General features: G+C 68.8%; 14 protein-coding genes. 11 read left to right on the forward strand and 3 right to left on the reverse strand.

What is annotated here, in order from left to right:
• The first annotated feature begins 18 nt into the window (after window positions 1-18).
• From ACE3RQ_RS10435 to ACE3RQ_RS10480, 10 genes are all read left to right on the forward strand, one after another.
• Complete coding sequence (locus ACE3RQ_RS10435; RefSeq protein ID WP_374521915.1) at window positions 19-1,413, forward strand: TIGR03013 family XrtA/PEP-CTERM system glycosyltransferase; 1,395 nt, start codon at window positions 19-21, stop codon at window positions 1,411-1,413.
• Between the two features lie 27 nt (window positions 1,414-1,440).
• A complete protein-coding gene (gene prsK / locus ACE3RQ_RS10440; protein WP_374521916.1) occupies window positions 1,441-3,492 on the forward strand; it encodes an XrtA/PEP-CTERM system histidine kinase PrsK in 2,052 nt (683 codons plus the stop codon).
• A complete protein-coding gene (prsR, locus tag ACE3RQ_RS10445; RefSeq protein ID WP_374521917.1) occupies window positions 3,489-4,847 on the forward strand; it encodes a PEP-CTERM-box response regulator transcription factor in 1,359 nt (452 codons plus the stop codon). The genes prsK and prsR overlap by 4 nt, the downstream gene beginning before the upstream one ends.
• A gap of 21 nt (window positions 4,848-4,868) precedes the next feature.
• Window positions 4,869-7,643 carry an XrtA/PEP-CTERM system TPR-repeat protein PrsT gene (prsT, locus tag ACE3RQ_RS10450; protein WP_374521918.1) on the forward strand — a complete coding sequence of 925 codons (2,775 nt, stop codon included), beginning with the start codon at window positions 4,869-4,871 and terminating at the stop codon, window positions 7,641-7,643.
• A gap of 175 nt (window positions 7,644-7,818) precedes the next feature.
• Window positions 7,819-8,433, forward strand: coding sequence for a hypothetical protein (locus ACE3RQ_RS10455; protein WP_374521919.1), 615 nt, complete (start codon window positions 7,819-7,821; stop codon window positions 8,431-8,433).
• 13 nt (window positions 8,434-8,446) lie between these two features.
• Window positions 8,447-8,722: a hypothetical protein gene (locus tag ACE3RQ_RS10460; RefSeq protein ID WP_374521920.1), complete on the forward strand. Its 276-nt coding sequence runs from the start codon at window positions 8,447-8,449 to the stop codon at window positions 8,720-8,722.
• Window positions 8,719-9,636 (forward strand): HprK-related kinase A, encoded by a 918-nt coding sequence (locus ACE3RQ_RS10465; RefSeq protein ID WP_374521921.1) that lies wholly within the window; start codon window positions 8,719-8,721, stop codon window positions 9,634-9,636. The genes ACE3RQ_RS10460 and ACE3RQ_RS10465 overlap by 4 nt, the downstream gene beginning before the upstream one ends.
• Window positions 9,633-10,727 (forward strand): nucleotidyltransferase family protein, encoded by a 1,095-nt coding sequence (locus ACE3RQ_RS10470; protein WP_374521922.1) that lies wholly within the window; start codon window positions 9,633-9,635, stop codon window positions 10,725-10,727. The genes ACE3RQ_RS10465 and ACE3RQ_RS10470 overlap by 4 nt, the downstream gene beginning before the upstream one ends.
• A complete protein-coding gene (locus ACE3RQ_RS10475) occupies window positions 10,720-11,487 on the forward strand; it encodes a S1C family serine protease (protein WP_374521923.1) in 768 nt (255 codons plus the stop codon). Before ACE3RQ_RS10470 ends, ACE3RQ_RS10475 begins: the two co-directional genes overlap by 8 nt.
• Window positions 11,484-12,611 carry an NAD(P)/FAD-dependent oxidoreductase gene (locus ACE3RQ_RS10480; protein ID WP_374521924.1) on the forward strand — a complete coding sequence of 376 codons (1,128 nt, stop codon included), beginning with the start codon at window positions 11,484-11,486 and terminating at the stop codon, window positions 12,609-12,611. The genes ACE3RQ_RS10475 and ACE3RQ_RS10480 overlap by 4 nt, the downstream gene beginning before the upstream one ends.
• Window positions 12,612-12,631: 20 nt before the next feature.
• Here the strand turns inward: ACE3RQ_RS10480 and ACE3RQ_RS10485 are convergent, their stop codons facing one another.
• The gene (locus ACE3RQ_RS10485; RefSeq protein WP_374521925.1) at window positions 12,632-13,714 is read right to left on the reverse strand and encodes a quinone-dependent dihydroorotate dehydrogenase; all 1,083 of its coding nucleotides are present in this window, start codon (window positions 13,712-13,714) and stop codon (window positions 12,632-12,634) included.
• Between the two features lie 41 nt (window positions 13,715-13,755).
• Here ACE3RQ_RS10485 and rpiA point away from each other — a divergent pair, with 41 nt between their 5' ends.
• On the forward strand, window positions 13,756-14,427 hold the full coding sequence (gene rpiA, locus ACE3RQ_RS10490) for a ribose-5-phosphate isomerase RpiA (protein ID WP_374521926.1): 672 nt from the start codon (window positions 13,756-13,758) through the stop codon (window positions 14,425-14,427).
• Window positions 14,428-14,453: 26 nt separating this feature from the next.
• Here rpiA and ACE3RQ_RS10495 read toward each other — a convergent pair whose 3' ends face one another.
• Complete coding sequence (locus tag ACE3RQ_RS10495) at window positions 14,454-15,086, reverse strand: glutaredoxin family protein (protein WP_374521927.1); 633 nt, start codon at window positions 15,084-15,086, stop codon at window positions 14,454-14,456.
• A gap of 50 nt (window positions 15,087-15,136) precedes the next feature.
• Entirely contained in the window at window positions 15,137-17,200 is a 2,064-nt protein-coding gene (locus ACE3RQ_RS10500) for a M3 family metallopeptidase (protein WP_374521928.1), read from the reverse strand.
• Between the last annotated feature and the right edge of the window lie 29 nt (window positions 17,201-17,229).

Below are 17,229 nucleotides of genomic sequence, written 5' to 3' on the forward strand. Positions count from 1 at the left end.
TACACCAGGGAATTCGTTTTGATCAAGATCTTCAACCACTATTTCCACCGCCGAACGGTGCTGCAGGTCATGCTGGACATGGGCTTGGTGGTGGGGGCCTTGATGGTGGCCTTGTTCGTGCAGTCCACCTCGTCTGATCTGGACTGGCGCCTCATCTCTGAAGGCCTGAGCCGCGGCGTGCTGATGGCCCTGGGCATGCTGTTGGTGAACTCGGCGCTGGGCTTCTACGAACGCGGGCGCAGCAAAACCTCTGCCCAGATGCGCGCGCGCGCGGTGCTCTCTTTTGTGGTGTCGGCGGTGATCGCCCTGGGGGTGCTGTGGCTGCTGCCGCTGGAGCCGTCGTACGACATGCGCTGGGTGGCCCTGGTGGTGCTGGGCACCACGGGTTTCATGCTCACGCACCGCGTGCTGGTGGGCGAGTTGCTGCCCAAGTCGCTCACGCGGCGCAAGGTGCTGGTGTACGGCACCGGGCCGCGCGCCGTGACGGTGGGCAAGTCGCTCACGCACGCGAGCTCCAATGTGGAACTGGTGGGTTACTACGCCAGCCCCAACGAGACCGACCACCAGGTCACCACCTGGGCCAAGCTGGAGGCCGGTGAGAAGCTGGACGACCTGGTGCGCCGCCAGGGGGTGGACGAGGTGGTGGTGGCGCTCACCGAGCGCCGTGGCGGCGCCATGCCCATGCGCGAGCTGCTGGATTGCAAGCTGCAGGGCGTGCGCGTGTCCGACGTGGCCACCTATTTCGAGCAGAACCTGGGCCAGATCCGGCTGGAGTCGGCCTCGGCCGGCTGGCTGATTTTTGGCGAGGGCTTCAACCAGGGCTTTTTCCGCACCACGGTCAAGCGCCTGTTCGACATCGTGGGTGCCCTGGTGCTCATCATCATCAGCTCGCCGCTGATGCTGCTGGCCGCCCTTGCCGTGAAGCTGGAGAGCCCGGGCCCCATCCTGTACCGCCAGGAGCGCGTGGGCCTGAATGGCAAGACCTTCAACGTGGTGAAGTTTCGCAGCATGCGCACCGACGCCGAGAAAGACGGCGTGCCGCGCTGGGCCACGGCCGGCGACAGCCGCGTCACCCGGGTGGGCCGCATCATCCGCAAGTTGCGCATCGACGAGCTGCCGCAGCTCTTCAGCGTGCTCTCGGGTGACATGAGCCTGGTGGGCCCGCGCCCCGAGCGGCCTTACTTCGTCGAGCAGCTCGTGCAGGACATTCCCTTCTACGCGGTGCGCCACAGCGTGAAGCCCGGCGTGACCGGCTGGGCCCAGGTGAGCTACCAGTACGGCGCCTCGCGCGAGGACACCATCGAGAAGCTGCAGTACGACCTGTACTACGTGAAAAACCACTCCCTGTTCCTTGACCTGGTGGTGCTGTTCGAGACCGTGGGCGTGGTGCTCACCGGCAAGGGCGCTCAGTAAGGTGACGCACTTGCGCACCCTTTCTCCATGACGGACACCTCAACACCCCTCCTGGTGTGGGGGCACCTGCTGGCCGCCGTGCTGTACGCCGGCCTGGCGGTGGTGTGGTGGCGCCGTGGTTTGCCCGGTATTGCCGGGCGCGGGCTGTTGCTGGCCACCGTGGCCACGGCGGTGTGGGCCTTGTCGGTGGCCGCAGGCGGCAGCATGCACCTGATCGCCTACCTGGCCGATGTGGCCCGCTACGCGGGCTGGTTCTTGTTTCTGGTGGGCCTGTTCCGGGCCAGCGGCGCGGCCGCGCCGGTGTGGCTGCGGCGCCTGGCCTTTGCGCTGCCGGTGCTGTCGCTGGTGGCGCTGTTCGCGGTGCCCATGACGCCCGTGCCCTGGTTCGTGAGCCTGATGCTGCTGCCCGTGGTGGGCCTGGTGCTGGTGGAGCAGGTGCTGCGCAACCTGCCCGAAGACGCGCTGTGGAGCGCCAAGCCCATTGGCCTGGCCCTGGTGGGCACGTTTGCGTTTGACGTGTTTCTGTTTTCCCAATCCACCCTGTTCCAGGGGCTGGACGCCGACGTGGTGAGCGTGCGCGGGCTGGCGCATGCGGCCGTGACGCCCTTGCTGATGCTCACCAGCGCGCGCCACCGCGACTGGATCGCCAAGATCCGCGTCTCGCGCCAGGTGGTGTTCCACTCGGCCGCCCTTTTGCTGGTGGGCGGCTACCTGCTGTTCATGGCTGGCGTGGGCTATTACGTGCGCTATTTCGGCAGCGACTGGGGCCGTGCACTGCAGTTGGCGCTGATGTTCGTGGCCTTGCTGGCGCTGGCGGCGGTGGTGCTGTCGCGCTCGTTGCGCGCGCGCTTGCGGGTGCTGCTGGGCAAACACTTCTTCAGCTACCGCTACGACTACCGGGAAGAGTGGCTCAAGTTCACCCGCACGCTGTCGGCCCAGACCGAGCCGCAGGCCCTGGGCATCAACGTGGTGCGCGGCCTGGCCGACATGGTGGAAAGCCCTTCGGGTGCGCTGTGGCTGCACCGCCCCGGCGAGACCAGCTACCGCCAGGTGGCGTGCTGGAACATGCCGCACAACGCCGAGACCGAGCCGCACGATTCGCCGCTGCTGGCCTTCATCCAGCGCACGAGCTGGGTGGTGAGCCTGCCCGAACTGGAGCGCTGGCCTCAGCGCTACGACCACCTGCCCTTGCCCGACTGGCTCAAGGCCACGCCGGCGGCCTGGGTGGTGGTGCCGCTGTGGCTGGGGCAAGACCTCCTGGGCTTTGTGGTGCTGGGCCGCCCGCGCACCTCGCTTGACCTGAACTGGGAAGTGACCGATCTGCTCAAGACCGCCGGGCGCCAGGCGGCCAGCTTCCTGGGCCAGATGCAGGCCACCGAGGCCTTGCTGGACGCGCGCAAGTTCGAGGCCTTTAGCCGCATGTCGGCCTTTGTGGTGCACGACCTGAAGAACATCGTCACGCAGCTCTCACTGATGATGAAGAACGCCAAGCGCCTGGCCCACAACCCCGAGTTCCAGGCCGACATGCTCATGACGGTGGAGAACTCGCTGGAGCGCATGCGCCAGCTCATGTTGCAGCTGCGCGAAGGCGCGTCGCCCTCGGGCTCGGCGGTGGGGGTTGACCTGGAGCGCATTGCCCGCGGACTGGCCGATGCCGTGCACCGGCGCGGGCGCCACATCGAGCTGGACCTGCAGCCCCACGTGAGCACGCGCGGTCATGAAGAGCGGCTTGAGCGCGTGATGGGCCACCTGGTGAACAACGCGCTCGATGCCACGCAACCCGATCAGCGGGTGTGGCTCAAGGTCGAGCGCTATGGCAGCCACGCCCGCGTGGAAGTGGGTGACCAGGGCGTGGGCATGTCCAAGGCCTTTGTGCAGGAGCGGCTGTTCAAGCCCTTCCAGACCACCAAGAGCGCGGGCATGGGCATTGGCGCCTACGAGAGTTTTCAGTACGTGCAGGAGCTGGGTGGCAAGGTGCAGGTGGACAGCGAAGAGGGCAGGGGCACCGTGGTGACCCTGCTGCTGCCCCTGATCGAGACCTACGCCACCAGCGACCTGCACCCCTTGGGAGAGGTATGAGTTCAGACAAAGGCACGCAGCTCTTGATCGTGGAAGACGACCTGGCGCTGCAGAAACAGATCAAGTGGTCGCTGGACCAGTTCAGCGCCGTCACGGCCGATGACCGCGACAGCGCCCTGGTGCAACTGCGGCGCTTCGCGCCGCCCGTGGTCACCATGGACCTGGGCCTGCCACCCGACGCCGACGGTACCGACGAAGGCTTCAAGCTGCTGGAGCAAATCCTGCTGCAGGCGCCCGACACCAAGGTCATCGTGCTCACCGGCCAGAACGGCCAGGCCAATGCCCTGCGCGCCGTGGCCATGGGGGCTTACGACTTTCTGGCCAAGCCCTTCGAGCCCGAGGTGCTGGGCCTCACGGTGGAGCGCGCCCTGCGCCTGGCCGAGCTGCAGGCCGAGAACAACCGGCTGCACGCCATGCGCCAGCCCGACAGCCTGGGTGGCCTCATCACGCGCGACCCGGCCATGCTCAAGGTGTGCCGCACCATCGAGAAGGTGGCTTCGGCCAACGCCACGGTGATGCTGCTGGGCGAGAGCGGCACCGGCAAAGAGGTGCTGGCCCGGGGGCTGCACCAGGCTTCACCGCGTCGCAACGAGCGTTTCGTGGCCATCAACTGCGCGGCCATTCCCGAGAACCTGCTGGAAAGCGAGCTGTTCGGCTACGAAAAGGGCGCCTTCACCGGGGCGGCCAAGACCACCGTGGGCAAGATCGAGACGGCCAACCGCGGCACGCTCATGCTGGACGAAATCGGCGACCTGCCCATGCCGCTGCAGGCCAAGCTGCTGCGGTTTCTGCAAGAGCGCGTGATCGAGCGCGTGGGTGGGCGCCAAGAGATTCCGGTGGACGTACGCATCGTCTGCGCCACCCACCAAGACCTCAAGCAGCTCACCACCGAAGGGCGCTTTCGCGAAGACCTGTACTACCGCCTGGCCGAGATCGTGGTGAACATCCCGCCGCTTCGCGAGCGCGTGGGCGACGCGGCCCTGCTCGCGCACGCCTTTGTGAAGCGCTTCGCCAGCGAGCACAGCCGCCGCAGCCTCACCCTGGCCGAAGACGCCGTGCGCGCCGTGGAGGCGCACCCCTGGCCGGGCAACATCCGCGAGCTGGAGAACTGCATCAAGCGCGCGGTGATCATGGCCGACGGCAACCAGATCACCGCCGACGACCTGGGCCTGACCGCTCCCGAGGCCGAAAGCGACGCCTCGCTGGACCTGCGCACCGTGCGCGACGAGGCCGAGAAAAAAGCCGTCATCGCAGCACTGGCGCGTTCCAACGGCAACGTCTTGCGCGCGGCCGAATTGCTGGGCGTGAGCCGGCCCACCCTGTACGACCTCATGCACCGCTTCGGCATGAAGTGAGCTCTGTCCGTAGGAGACGCCATGAAACCCTCGCTCGCCCCACATCGCCTGGCCCCAGTGGCCCTGGCCCTGGCCCTCACACTCAGCGCCTGCGGCAAGGGCGACCCCGCCGCCATGCTGGGCTCTGCCCGCGACTACCTGGCCAAGAACGACAACGCCGCTGCCGTCATCCAGCTCAAGAACGCCCTGCAGCAAGACCCCAACCTGGCCGAGGCCCGCTTGCTGCTGGGCCGCGCCTTGCTGGCCACTGGCGACGCCGTGGGCGCTCAGACCGAGTTGCAGAAGGCGCTTGACCTGGGCGCCTCGCCCAACGAGGCGCTGCCCTGGCTGGTGCGCAGCCGCTTGGCGCAAGGGCAGGCCAAGGAAGTGACCACACAGTACGCCAGCACCCGGTTGGACGATGCCGCTGCCCAGGCCACCCTGCAGACCCTGCTGGCCACCGCGTGGCGCCAGCAAGGCCAGGCCAAAGAAGCGCAAGCCGCGCTTGAGCAGGCCCTGAAGCTGCAGCCCGACCATCCGCCCGCGGTGGTTGAACTGGCCCGGCAGAAAGCCATCGGGCGCGACCTGGACGGGGCCCTGGGCCAGCTGGACGCTTTGCTGGCCAAGCACCCCAACGACGCGGACGCCCAGGTGCTGCGCGGCGACATCTTCCTCACCCGCCGCGCCGCCCCCGATGCCTTGGCGGCCTTCCAGGCAGGCGCCAAGAGCAACCCCAACAGCGCCGATGCGCTGGCCGGCGTGGTGCGCGCGCACCTGCTCAACCGCCAGCTCGACGAGGCCGCCACCGCGCTGCAGGCGCTGGAGAAGGCGGCGCCCGGGCGCCCGCAAACGGTGTACCTGGGGGCACAGCTCGCGCTGATGCGCAACGAGCTGCCCAAGGCGCGCGAGCTCACGCAGGCCTTGCTGAAGGCCTTGCCCAACTACCCCGCCGCGCAAGAGCTGGCCGGTGCGGTGGAGTTCCAGAGCGGCGCATGGGTGCAAGCCGAGACCCACCTGGCCCGCGCCATTCAACTGGCCCCCAGCCTGCCCATGGCGCGGCGCCTGCTGGTCATGACCTACCTGCGCACCGGCCAGACCGACCGAGCCATCGCCACGCTGCCGGCCGACCTGAACCGTCCCGATGTGGACGCCGCCATGCTGGGCGCCGCTGGCCAGGCCTGGTTGGTGAAAGGCGATGCTGAGCAGGCGCAGCGCTACTTCGCCCGCGCCGTGAAGCTTGACCCCAACGATCCGGCCAAGCGCACGACCCTGGCCCTGAGCCAGCTGGCCGCCGGCCAGACCGGCACCGCCTTCGAGGCGCTGGAATCGATTGCCGCCAAGGACGAAGGCACCGTGGCCGACCTGGCCCTGATCAACGCCCACCTGCAGCGCCGCGAGTTCGACAAGGCACTCGCCGCCATTGATGCCCTGGCCAAGAAGCAGCCCAAGGAACCGCTGCCGCTGCAGCTGCGCGGTCGCGTTCTGCTGCAGAAGGGGGATTTGGCGGGTGCCCGCGCCGCCTTCGAGCAGGCACTGGCGCTGGACGCCGACTACCACGAAGCGCTGGCCGCCTTGTCGGCGGTGGACGTGCGCGAAGGCAAGGCCAGTGCGGCCGAGCAGCGCCTGCGCGAGGCCTTGAAGCGCAAGCCCGCCAACGCCCCCGCATGGTTGCTGCTGGCCGACGTGAGGGTGGCCTCGGGCGGCACCCCGCAAGAGATCACCGAACTGCTGCAGAAAGCCGTGGAGGCCTCCCCCACCGACAAGGCACCCCGTATCGCCCTGGTGGAACACCTGCTGCGCCAGAACGACGCCAAGGGTGCGCTGTCGGCCGCGCAAGCCGCGGCCGTGGCCCAGCCAGACGTGCCCGAGGTGCTGGATGCCCTGGGCCGCGCGCACAGCGCGGCGGGCGAGTTCAACCAGGCCATGAGCACCTTCGGCAAGTTGCAGGGCATGTTGCCCAACTCGCCCCTGCCGCACTTGCGCATGGCCGATGCCCAGGCCCGCCACAAAGACCCGAACGCGGCCATGCAAAGCCTGCGCAAGGCCCTGGAGCTGCAGCCCGACCTGCTGCTGGCCCAGCGCGCCCTGGCCGAGCTGGCCCTGCGCAATGGCAAGGCCAGCGATGCCCTGGCCGTGGCCAAAACCGTGCAGCAGCAGCGGCCCAAGTCGGCGGCTGGCTACGTGATGGAGGGCGACGTGCACTCCTTCAACAAGGCCTTCGGCGCCGCCGCCCAGGCCTACCGCAATGGCCTGAAGCAGCAGCCCACCGCCGAGCTGGCCATCAAGCTGCACACCGCGCTCACGCTGGACGGCAAAGGCGCCGAGGCCGAGCGCGCGGCCTCGGAGTGGATCAAGGCCAACCCCAAAGACGCGGCCGTGTCGCAGTACCTGGGCGACCGGGCGCTGGCGGCCAAGCGCACGGTGGAAGCCCGGGCGCATTACGAGCGCGTGGTGGCCTTGCAACCCCGCAACCCGGTGGCCCTGAACAACCTGGCCTGGCTGCTGGGCCAGGCCAAGCAGCCGCAGGCGGTGGAGATGGCCGAGCGGGCCGTGGCCGCGGCACCCAACGAGCCCGCCTTCCAGGACACCTTGGCCGTGGTGTTGTCTGACCGCGGCGAGCACGAGAAAGCCCTGGAAATCCAGAAAAAAGTCGTGGCCCAGCGCCCGGCGGTGCCCATCTTCAAGCTCAACCTGGCCAAAATCATGATCAAAGCCGGCGACAAGTCGGGCGCCAAGTCGCTGCTCGACGAACTGGCCGCCATGGGCGACAAGTTTGGGCAGCAGGCCGAGGTGGCCGAGTTGCGCAAGGGCTTGTGAGGCCGGTGTCGAAGAATTTGACAACCGCAGCAAGCTAGGTGGTACGCAATCCGATTGGGTAAAAGAAAGCCATTGAAAATCAATCGCTTGCAAGGGTGTTTTCAGTCTGGGCAAGTTTCTTGCTTCTGATTTGTGAACGTCCTGTGGAGGCAGTGCCAAGCGCAGGAGAACAGCCATGAACGAAACCGAACGCCAGAATTCAATGCCCTCGGATGAGCCCGTCGCCCAACACGGCCTGAGCCGCCGCCGGCTGGTGCGCGCCGGCCTGAGCGCCGCGCCGGTGATGGCCGCCCTCAAGAGCAACACCGTGCTGGCCGGTGGCAGTGGCCACAGCTGCGTGCGTCCCTCGTCCTTCTCGTCGCTCACCGCCGCGCAGATGCAGGTGAGCCGTGGCCGCATCATCAAAGACGACTATTCCTGCGCCTCCCACGGCTTCTGGAAGAATCGCGACGATGGCCTGCCGAAGAACTTCAAGACCAAGACGGCCTTCATCGGTGGCGTCACGGGGTTCACCCAAAACCCCAACGGCTTCTTCACGGGCAAGTCGCTGCAACAGGTGCTCGACATGCCGGGCAACCAGAACAACACCGCGCTGGCCCGTCACGTCACGGCCGCCTTCCTGTCTGCGGTGGCCGTGGGCAACGACCCCGACCGCGTGATGCTGTCGAAGTCGCAGTGCGCCCAGATCTGGAACGGTCAGGGCTTCTGGTCACCGTTCGCCGGTGCCAACTGGACCTACGACGACACCATGAACTACTTCGAGGCGGTGTACGGCTGGCTCAGCCTCTGAGCCTTTCTTGCCCATGCTCCGATGCACCTGCCTGCGCACGCAGGGCTTGGTGGTTCGCGAATACCCCGACGGTTGCGTTGTCTACGACGAGGCGGACGCCAGCCTGCACGCCCTTGAGCCCTGGGCGGGCGAGGCCTTGCTTCGCCTGATGCAAGGCCCGCCACCCACCGTGCCCGAATTGGCCGACCTGCTGGTGGGCGGTAGCGCCAGCGCCGACGAGCAAGCGCAGGTGGACGAGGCCTTGCAGCAATTCGCCGCCCGAGGCTGGGTGGCCTGGGTGCCAGCATGAGCACCCCGCGCCGCCTGCAAGACTGGGCCCCTGCCGACCTGCGCCGCGCCTTGGCTGGCCAGGGCATTCGCTTGCGCCTGCCGCCTTTCGTGGTGCACATCCGCAGCCCCATTGCGGTGGTGGCCGAAGGGCTCAGCGCCCTGTACCCCACGAACGAGTGCCTCGACCCCGCCGATTCGATGGCCGATTTCCACGTGGCCGTCACCCCGCGCTGGCGGCCGCTGCGGCCCCTGTGCGTGTTCGAGATGGACGGCCTTCGCCCCTTCACGCCCCTGGGCCGTGACGAGGCCTTCGCCTTCCTGGAGTGGGGCCTGAACTGGTGCGTGACTGGCCACGCCCACCACTGGGTGGCCGTGCACGCGGCGGTGCTGGAAAAGCAAGGCCGGGCACTGGTGCTGCCCGCACCACCTGGCTCGGGCAAGAGCACCTTGTGCGCGGCGCTCATGCTCAACGGCTGGCGGCTGCTCTCGGACGAGATGGCCTTGCTCGACCCGGCCACTGGCCAACTCACCGCCTCGCCACGCCCGGTGAGTTTGAAGAACGCGTCCATCGACATCATTCGCCAGCGCCACCCTGAGGCCGTGATCGGCCCGGTGGCGCGCAACACCCTCAAGGGCACGGTGGGGCACCTGCGCGTCACCCCCGACAGCCTGGCCCGGGCGAGCGACACCGCACGGCCGGCCTGGCTGGTGTTCCCGCGTTACGAGGCCGGCGCCGACCTGACCCTCACCCCACGAGGCAAGGCCCGTGCCCTGGTGGAAATCGCCAGCCACAGCTTCAACCACCACGTGCACGGCCGCGCCGGCTTAGAGGCACTGGCCACGCTGGTGGAGCAAAGCGACTGCCTGGACCTGCGCTACAGCCGCCTGGACGAGGCCCTGGCCTGGGCCCGTTCGCTGGAGGCGCTCCAATGAGCCTGCCTTCCATCGCGCCCTTGGTGGCCGCGTTGCACGACGGGCGGGAACTGCTGCGCTGGCGCCCCGCCACCTGGGACCTGTGCCTGCGCCAGGGCCGCCACGCCGACGTACTGGCCCGCCTGGGCGTGGCCGCGCAAGAGGCGGGCGTGTGGGAGCAGATTCCCCAGGCCGCCCGTTACCACCTGGAGGCCGCCTGCAAACTGGCCGACCGCCAGCACACCGAGTTGGCCCACGAGGTGCGCGCCATCGCGCGAGCCCTGGCCCGCATCGGCGTGCCCGTGGTCTTGCTCAAGGGCGCGGCTTACCGCATGGCGGGGCTGCGCGCCGCGCGGGGCCGGCTGGTGTCTGACGTGGACATCCTGGTGCCGCGCGAGCGCCTGGCCGATGTCGAGTCGGCGCTGATGATGGGTGGCTGGGTGTCCACCCAGCACAGCGCCTACGACCAGCGCTACTACCGCCAGTGGATGCACGAGCTGCCCCCGCTGCGGCACGTGCACCGGGGCTCGGTGCTGGACGTGCACCACGCCATCCTGCCGCTCACCAATCGCTTGAAACCCGATTCGGCGCTGCTGCTGGCCGCTGCCCAGCCAGTGCCGGGCGAAGAGGGCGTGCACACGCTGGCGCCGCTTGACCTGCTGCTGCACAGCGCGGCGCACCTGTTCCACGAAGGCGAGCTGGAAATGGGCCTGCGCGGCCTGCTCGACCTGGATGCCCTGTTGCGCGAGTGCGTGCCCGACGCCGCCGCCGCCCAGGCGCTGCTGGCCCGCGCCCAGGCCCTGCAACTCAGTGGCCCGCTCGCCCTGGCCCTGCGCTACACCCAGGCCCTGATGGGCACGCCGGTGCCGGCCCCGCTGCGCGAAGGCCTGCCCGGCGCCGACCCGGCCCAGCCCTCGGGTCATTGGCTGCTGGACGCCCTCTACCTGCGCGCATTGCGCCCGCCACACCCCAGCGCCGACGACCGGTGGACACCGCTGGCGCGCCTGCTCTTGTATCTTCGGGCCCATGCGCTGCGCATGCCGCCACACCTGCTGCTGCCGCACCTGGCCCGCAAACTCCTATCGCCCGCCAAGCCCCATGCCGATGCCTGATTCCATCCGCCGTGCCCTGTGCGGCACGGCCCTCTTGCTGATGGTTGCCAGCCCCGCCCGGGCCGACCTGGCCGACACCGTGGCCAAGGTCAAGCCATCGGTGGTGCTGGTGGGCACCTATCTCGCCACCGACAGCCCCCGCTTTCGCCTGCGCGGCACCGGTTTTCTGGTGGGGCAGGGCAACGAGGTGGTGACCAACGCCCATGTGCTGCCCGCCGAGGCCACCGCCAATGACCCCGCGCTGGTGGTGCAGGTGCGAACGGCCACCGGCCAGTGGCAGATGCGCGAAGCCACCTTGCTGGCGCGCGACAACCCGCGCGACCTGGCCCTGCTGCGCATGGCCGGTCAGCCAGGGCCGGCGCTGGCGGTGGGCGATTCGGCCACCGTGCGCGAGGGCCAGGAACTGGCCTTCACTGGCTTTCCCATTGGCGGCGTGCTGGGTTTCTCGCCCGTGACGCACCGTGCCCTGGTGGCCAGCATCACCGAGGCCGTGCTGCCCAGCCCCAGCGCCGACCGCCTGCAACCCCAGGCCATCCGCAGCCTGCGCGATGGCTCGTTCACCATCTTCCAACTCGACGCCACCGCTTACCCGGGCAACAGCGGCGGGCCTTTGTTCCATCCCCAGACCGGCGAGGTGATGGGCGTGATCAACATGGTGCTGGTCAAGGGCACGCGCGAGGCGGCGCTGAGCGCGCCCTCCGGCATCTCCTATGCCATTCCCTCGGTGCACGTGAAAAAGCTCATGGAGCGCGCCAAATGACCCAGGGCGCCGAAGCGGTGGATGCGCTGGTGATTGGGGCTGGCGTGGTCGGCCTGGCCGTGGCCCGCGCCTTGGCCCTGGCCGGCCGCGAGGTGATGGTGCTGGAGCGCGAGGCCGCCATCGGCACCGGCGTGAGCTCGCGCAACAGCGAGGTCATCCACGCCGGCCTGTATTACCCGCCCGGCTCGCTGAAAGCACGGCTGTGTCTGCGCGGGCGCGACCTGCTGTACGCCTACGCCCAAGAGCGCGCCGTGCCGCACCAGCGCTGCGGCAAGCTCATCGTGGCCACTACCGCGTCCCAACGCGACGCCTTGCCGGCCTTCGTGCAGCGCGCCCAGGCCTGCGGCGTGCACGACCTGCGCCTGATCTCGCGTGAGGAGGCCCGCGCGATGGAGCCCGAGTTGGACTGCCTGGCCGCGGTGTGGTCGCCGTCCACCGGCATCGTGGACAGCCATGGCCTGATGCTGGCCCTGCAAGGCGACCTGGAGAACGCCGGTGGCCTGGTGGCCTGCCACGCCGCCGTGTCGGCCCTGCAGGTGGTGCCGGGTGGCCTGCTGGTGGAAACGGCCGATGGCACCCGCCTGCAGGCCCGCACCGTGGTGAACGCGGCGGGTTTGTCGGCTTGTGCGCTGGCGGCCCTGGTGCCCAGCGCCACGCCGGGATCTGTGCCCAAGCCCTGGTTCGCCAAGGGCAACTACTTCACCCTGAGCGGGCGAGCGCCCTTTCAGCGCCTGATCTACCCCGCGCCCGAGCCCGACGCGCACCTGGCCGGCCTGGGCGTGCACCTCACGCTGGACCTGGGTGGGCAGGCCAAGTTCGGCCCCGACGTGCAGTGGGTGGATTCGCCCGATGACCTGGTGGTGGACGCCAGCCGGGGCGACGCCTTCTACGCCGCCATCCGCCGCTACTGGCCCGGCCTGCCCGATGGCGCGCTGCTGCCGGGCTACGCCGGCATCCGCCCCAAGATCAGCGGCCCGCACGAGCCGGCCGCCGACTTCCTCATTCAGACCGAGAGCCAGCACGGCGTGCCGGGCCTGGTGAACCTGCTGGGCATCGAATCGCCCGGCCTGACCAGTTGCCTGGCCGTGGCAGAAGAGGTGCTGGCCCGCCTCAGCAGGCCATAGCGCGGTAGCGCGTTAGGGCCTTAGCGCCTGAGTGCCTGGATGGCCCGTGCGGCCTCGCTCACCAGGGCCGGGCCGCGGTAAATCAGGCCGGTGTAGATCTGCACCACGTCGGCACCCGCTTCGATCTTGCTCACCGCGTCGGCGCCACTGAGCACGCCGCCCACGCCCACGATGGGGAAGCCCGCGCCCAGGGCCTGGCGCAACTGGGCAATCACCCGGTTGCTGGCCTGCAGCACCGGCGCACCCGAGAGGCCGCCGGTTTCGGTGGCGTGCGGCAGGCCGGCCACCGCGTCGCGGCTGAGCGTGGTGTTGGTGGCGATCACGCCCAGCAGGTTCGTGGGCTGGCCATCGGCGCCACAGCCGTGGCGGCGCAGGGTGGCCGCGATCACGGCGATCTGGTCGTCGTCCAGATCGGGGGCGATCTTCACGAACACCGGAATCGACTTGCCGTGCTCGGCCGCCAGGTCGGCGCGGCGGGCCATCACCGCACCCAGCAGGGCGTCAAGTGCCTCGTCGCTCTGCAGGCTGCGCAGGTTTTGCGTGTTGGGGCTGGAGATGTTCACCGTCACGTAGTCGGCGTGCGGGTACACGCCGGCCAGGCAGGTGAGGTAGTCGTCGGTGGCGCGCTCAATGGGCGTGCTGGCGTTCTTGCCAATGTTCAGGCCCAGCAGCATGGGCGCACCGCCGCCGCCCTGGCGGAAGCGGGCGCGCTTCACGTTGGCGATGAAGGCGTCCAGGCCCTCGTTGTTGAAGCCCAGGCGGTTGATCAGCGCCTGCCGCTCGGGAATGCGGAACATGCGCGGCTTCGGGTTGCCGGGCTGGCCCTTGGGCGTGACCGTGCCCACCTCGACAAAGCCGAAACCCATGGCGGCCAGGCCATCAATGCAGCGGGCGTTTTTGTCCAGCCCGGCGGCCAGGCCCACCCGGTTGGGCAGCTTCAGGCCGGCCAGGGTGTAGGGGTCGTCCACGCGCGATTCGCCGTACAGGCAGGTGAGCGGGGAGTGCTGCACCCGGGCAATCGAGTCGAGCGTGAGCTCGTGGGCCGCCTCGGGGTCCATCTTGAAGAGGAGGGCGCGCGCCAGGCCGTAGGGGATGAGGGACATCGGATAATCCGGGGTTTTTGACGAACCCGGGATTGTCGCAAATGACCCAAGACGAACTCAAAGCCCTGGTGGGCCAGGCCGCCCTGCAATACGTGGTGCCTGGCGAAATCGTGGGCGTGGGCACGGGCTCGACGGTGAACAAGTTCATCGACGCGCTGGCCACCATGAAAGACCAGATCCCCGGGGCGGTCTCCAGCTCCGAGGCGTCCACCGCGCGCCTGAAAGCCTTGGGCATTCCGGTGCTGGAAGCCAATGACGTGGCCGAGCTGTCGGTGTACATCGACGGGGCCGACGAGATTGATGCCCAGGGTTACATGGTGAAGGGTGGTGGCGCCGCGCTCACGCGCGAGAAGATCGTGGCCGCCCAATCGCGCCGCTTTGTCTGCATCGCCGACGAGAGCAAGCTGGTGCAGGCCCTGGGTGCCTTCCCGCTGCCGGTGGAGGTGATTCCCATGGCCGCTGCCCGCATCGCTCGCCAGTTCGCCACGCTGGGCGGCGAGGCCCGTGTGCGCCTGAAAGACGGCGTGCCCCTGGTCACCGATAACGGCCAGCACATCCTGGATGTGACCGGCCTGCGCATCACCGACCCGCTGGCCTTCGAGAGCGAAGTCAACCAGTGGCCGGGCGTGGTGACGGTGGGGGTGTTCGCCCACCAGAAGGCCCAGGTCTGCCTGTTGGGCACGTCCAGCGGCGTGAAGACGCTGACGTTCTGAGGCGGCGCCGGCTCGCGCCGGCAGACTCAGAAACGAATGCCCGCCGGGTTGTTCACGGGCGGAGCCACCGGTACCTCGGCCGGCGCCCGCGGCGCGGGCGAGGCGTTGTCGGTGGGCGGCTTGGCCACGGGTGCCTGCACGGTCACCAGCGGTGACGGCGCCGGGCGGCGGTAGCCGCCGGGCAGCATCGACTGCTTCGGGTAGCCGGCCGCGTCCAGGTACTGCGTCCACTCGGGCTCGGAAAAGCCCTTGAGGCGCTGCGAGCCGATGGTCAGCAAGGGCAGGGCGGCCTCCCCGGCCAGGCGCTTGAGCGCCTCGGCGTCGTCCTGGCTGGACACGGTTTTTTCGGTGTACGGGATGCCGCGGCTGTTCAGCAGGTTGCGGCCCGCGTTGCAGGGCGCGCAATCGGCAGCGCTGTAAAAGGTGACGGGGTAGCGGCTGCTGGTTTGCCGCAGTTCGTAGGGCAGGGCCGACCCGGCCGAGCCCCGGCCGCTGCCTGCGGGCGCCGCGGCGGGCGCTTGCGTTGCGGGTGGCTGGTCGGAGAACGACACCCGACCATCAGGCCCCACGATGCGGTACACCCCCTGCGCCGAGGCTTGGCCCGCCAGGCTCAATAAGGCCAGGGTCAGGGCGGTGGCAATCGGGCGGCGCAGGCTCATGGGGTTCTCCGTTCGATGGGTGTCAAGGGGCTCCAGGGTCGGGCCTGGCCTCAGGCCATGCCCTGGTGTCGCAGCAAGGCATCAATGCTCGGCTCGCGACCCCGGAACACTTTGAACGATTCCATCGCGGGTCGGCTGCCGCCGGCCTCCAGAATCGCCTGACGGTAGCGTCGGCCCGTCTGAACGTCGACCGTGCTGTTGCCCAGGCGCTGCGCCGCCTCCTCAAAGGCGGCATAGGCGTCGGCGCTGAGCACCTCGGCCCACTTGTAGCTGTAGTAGCCCGCCGAGTAACCGCCCGCAAAGATGTGGCTGAAGGTGTGCGGCGTGCGGCTGTAGGCCGGCGCCTGCAGCACGGCCACCTCGTCGCGCACCGACTTGAGCAGGGCCAGAATGGCCTCACCCGTGGCGGGCGGCTGCGGTTGGCTGTGCAGCAGCATGTCAAAAAGGGCGAATTCCACCTGGCGAAGCGTTTGCAGGCCGCTCTGGAAATTCTTGGCCGCCAGCATCTTGTCGAACAGGGCGCGCGGCAGCGGCTCGCCGGTGTCCACATGGGCGGTCATGTGCTTGAGCACGTCCCATTCCCAGCAGAAGTTCTCCATGAACTGGCTGGGCAGTTCCACCGCGTCCCACTCCACGCCGCTGATGCCCGACACATCGCGCTCGTTCACCTGGGTGAGCAAGTGGTGCAGGCCGTGGCCGAACTCATGGAAGAGGGTGATCACATCGTCGTGCGTGAGCAGCGGCGGCTTGCCGTTCACCCCTTCAGCGAAGTTGCACACCAGGTGCGCCACCGGGGTCTGCAGCGCGCCGGTGTCCGGGCGCAGCCAGCGGGCGCGCACATCGTCCATCCAGGCGCCACCTCGCTTGCCGTTGCGGGCGCCCGGGTCCAGGTAGAACTGACCCACGAGCATGCCCTCGCGCTCGATGCGGAAGAACTGCACACCGGGGTGCCACACCGGCGCCTGATCGGGGCGAATGGCCACCTCGAACAGCGTCTCCACAATCTGGAACAAGCCGCCCAGCACCTTGGGTGCAGTGAAGTAGGGCTTGACCTCCTGCTCACTAAACGCGTAACGGGCCTCCTTGAGCTTCTCGCCCACATAAGGCCAGTCCCAGGCTTGCGGGTCGTTCAAGCCCAGCTCCGACTGGGCAAATTCGCGCATGTCGGCCAGGTCTCGCTCCGCGAAGGGGCGGGCCTTGGTGGCCAGGTCGCGCAGGAAGCCGATCACCTGCTCGGGCGACTGCGCCATCTTGGGCACCAGCGACACATCGGCGAAGTGGCGGTGGCCCAGCAATTGGGCCTCTTCGTGGCGCAGCGCCAGCAACTCGCCCATGATGGCGCTGTTGTCAAACTTGGCGCCATCGCCTTCGGCCTGGTCGCTCGCCCGGGTGACGTAAGCGCGGTACAGCTTCTCGCGCAGCGCGCTGCTGTGCGCGAACTGCATCACCGGCAGGTACACCGGCATCTTCAGGGTCAGCTTGTGGCCTTCGCGGCCATCGGCCTTGGCCGCCGCCGCGGTGGCTTGAACCACGTCGTCGGGAACACCGGCCAATTCGTCTGTGCCCACGTAGAGGGCGTAGGCGTCGGTGGCGTCGAGCGTGTTCTCGCTGAACTTCTGAGCCAGTTCGGCCGATCGCTCTTGAATGGCCGCAAAGCGTTCCTTGGCCTCGCCCTGCAGCTCGGCACCGCCCAGCACAAAGCCCTGCAGCGCGTTGTGGTGGGCGCGGGCCTGCTCGGGCGAGAGCGTGGCGGGGTCCATGGACTTGTACTTGGCGTACAAGCGCTCGTCGGCGCCCAGGCGGGTCCAGAAGTCGGTGACCTTGGGCAGCGCTTCGTTGTAGGCGGCCCGGAGTTCGGGGGTGTCGGCCACGCTGTTGAGGTGGCTCACCGCCCCCCAGGCTCGGCCCAGGCGCTCAGTGGCCACGTCCAGTGTGCTGGCGATGGCTTTCCAATCGGCGGGGAAGTCGGGGGCGGTCACCTGCTCAAGCGCGGCATCGGCCTGGCGCAGCAGTTGGTCGATGGCAGGGCCCACCCCCTCGGGGGTGATGGCATCGAACCGGGGGAGATCGGAGAAATCGAGCAGGGGCTGGGCGGGGGCGGTGCGATCGTTCATGCCATCAGGGTGGGGTCAAGGCCAACAAA

Origin of the sequence: Hydrogenophaga sp. (assembly GCF_041913525.1) — a bacterium.
In the GTDB taxonomy this organism is placed as follows: Bacteria; Pseudomonadota; Gammaproteobacteria; order Burkholderiales; family Burkholderiaceae_C; genus Hydrogenophaga.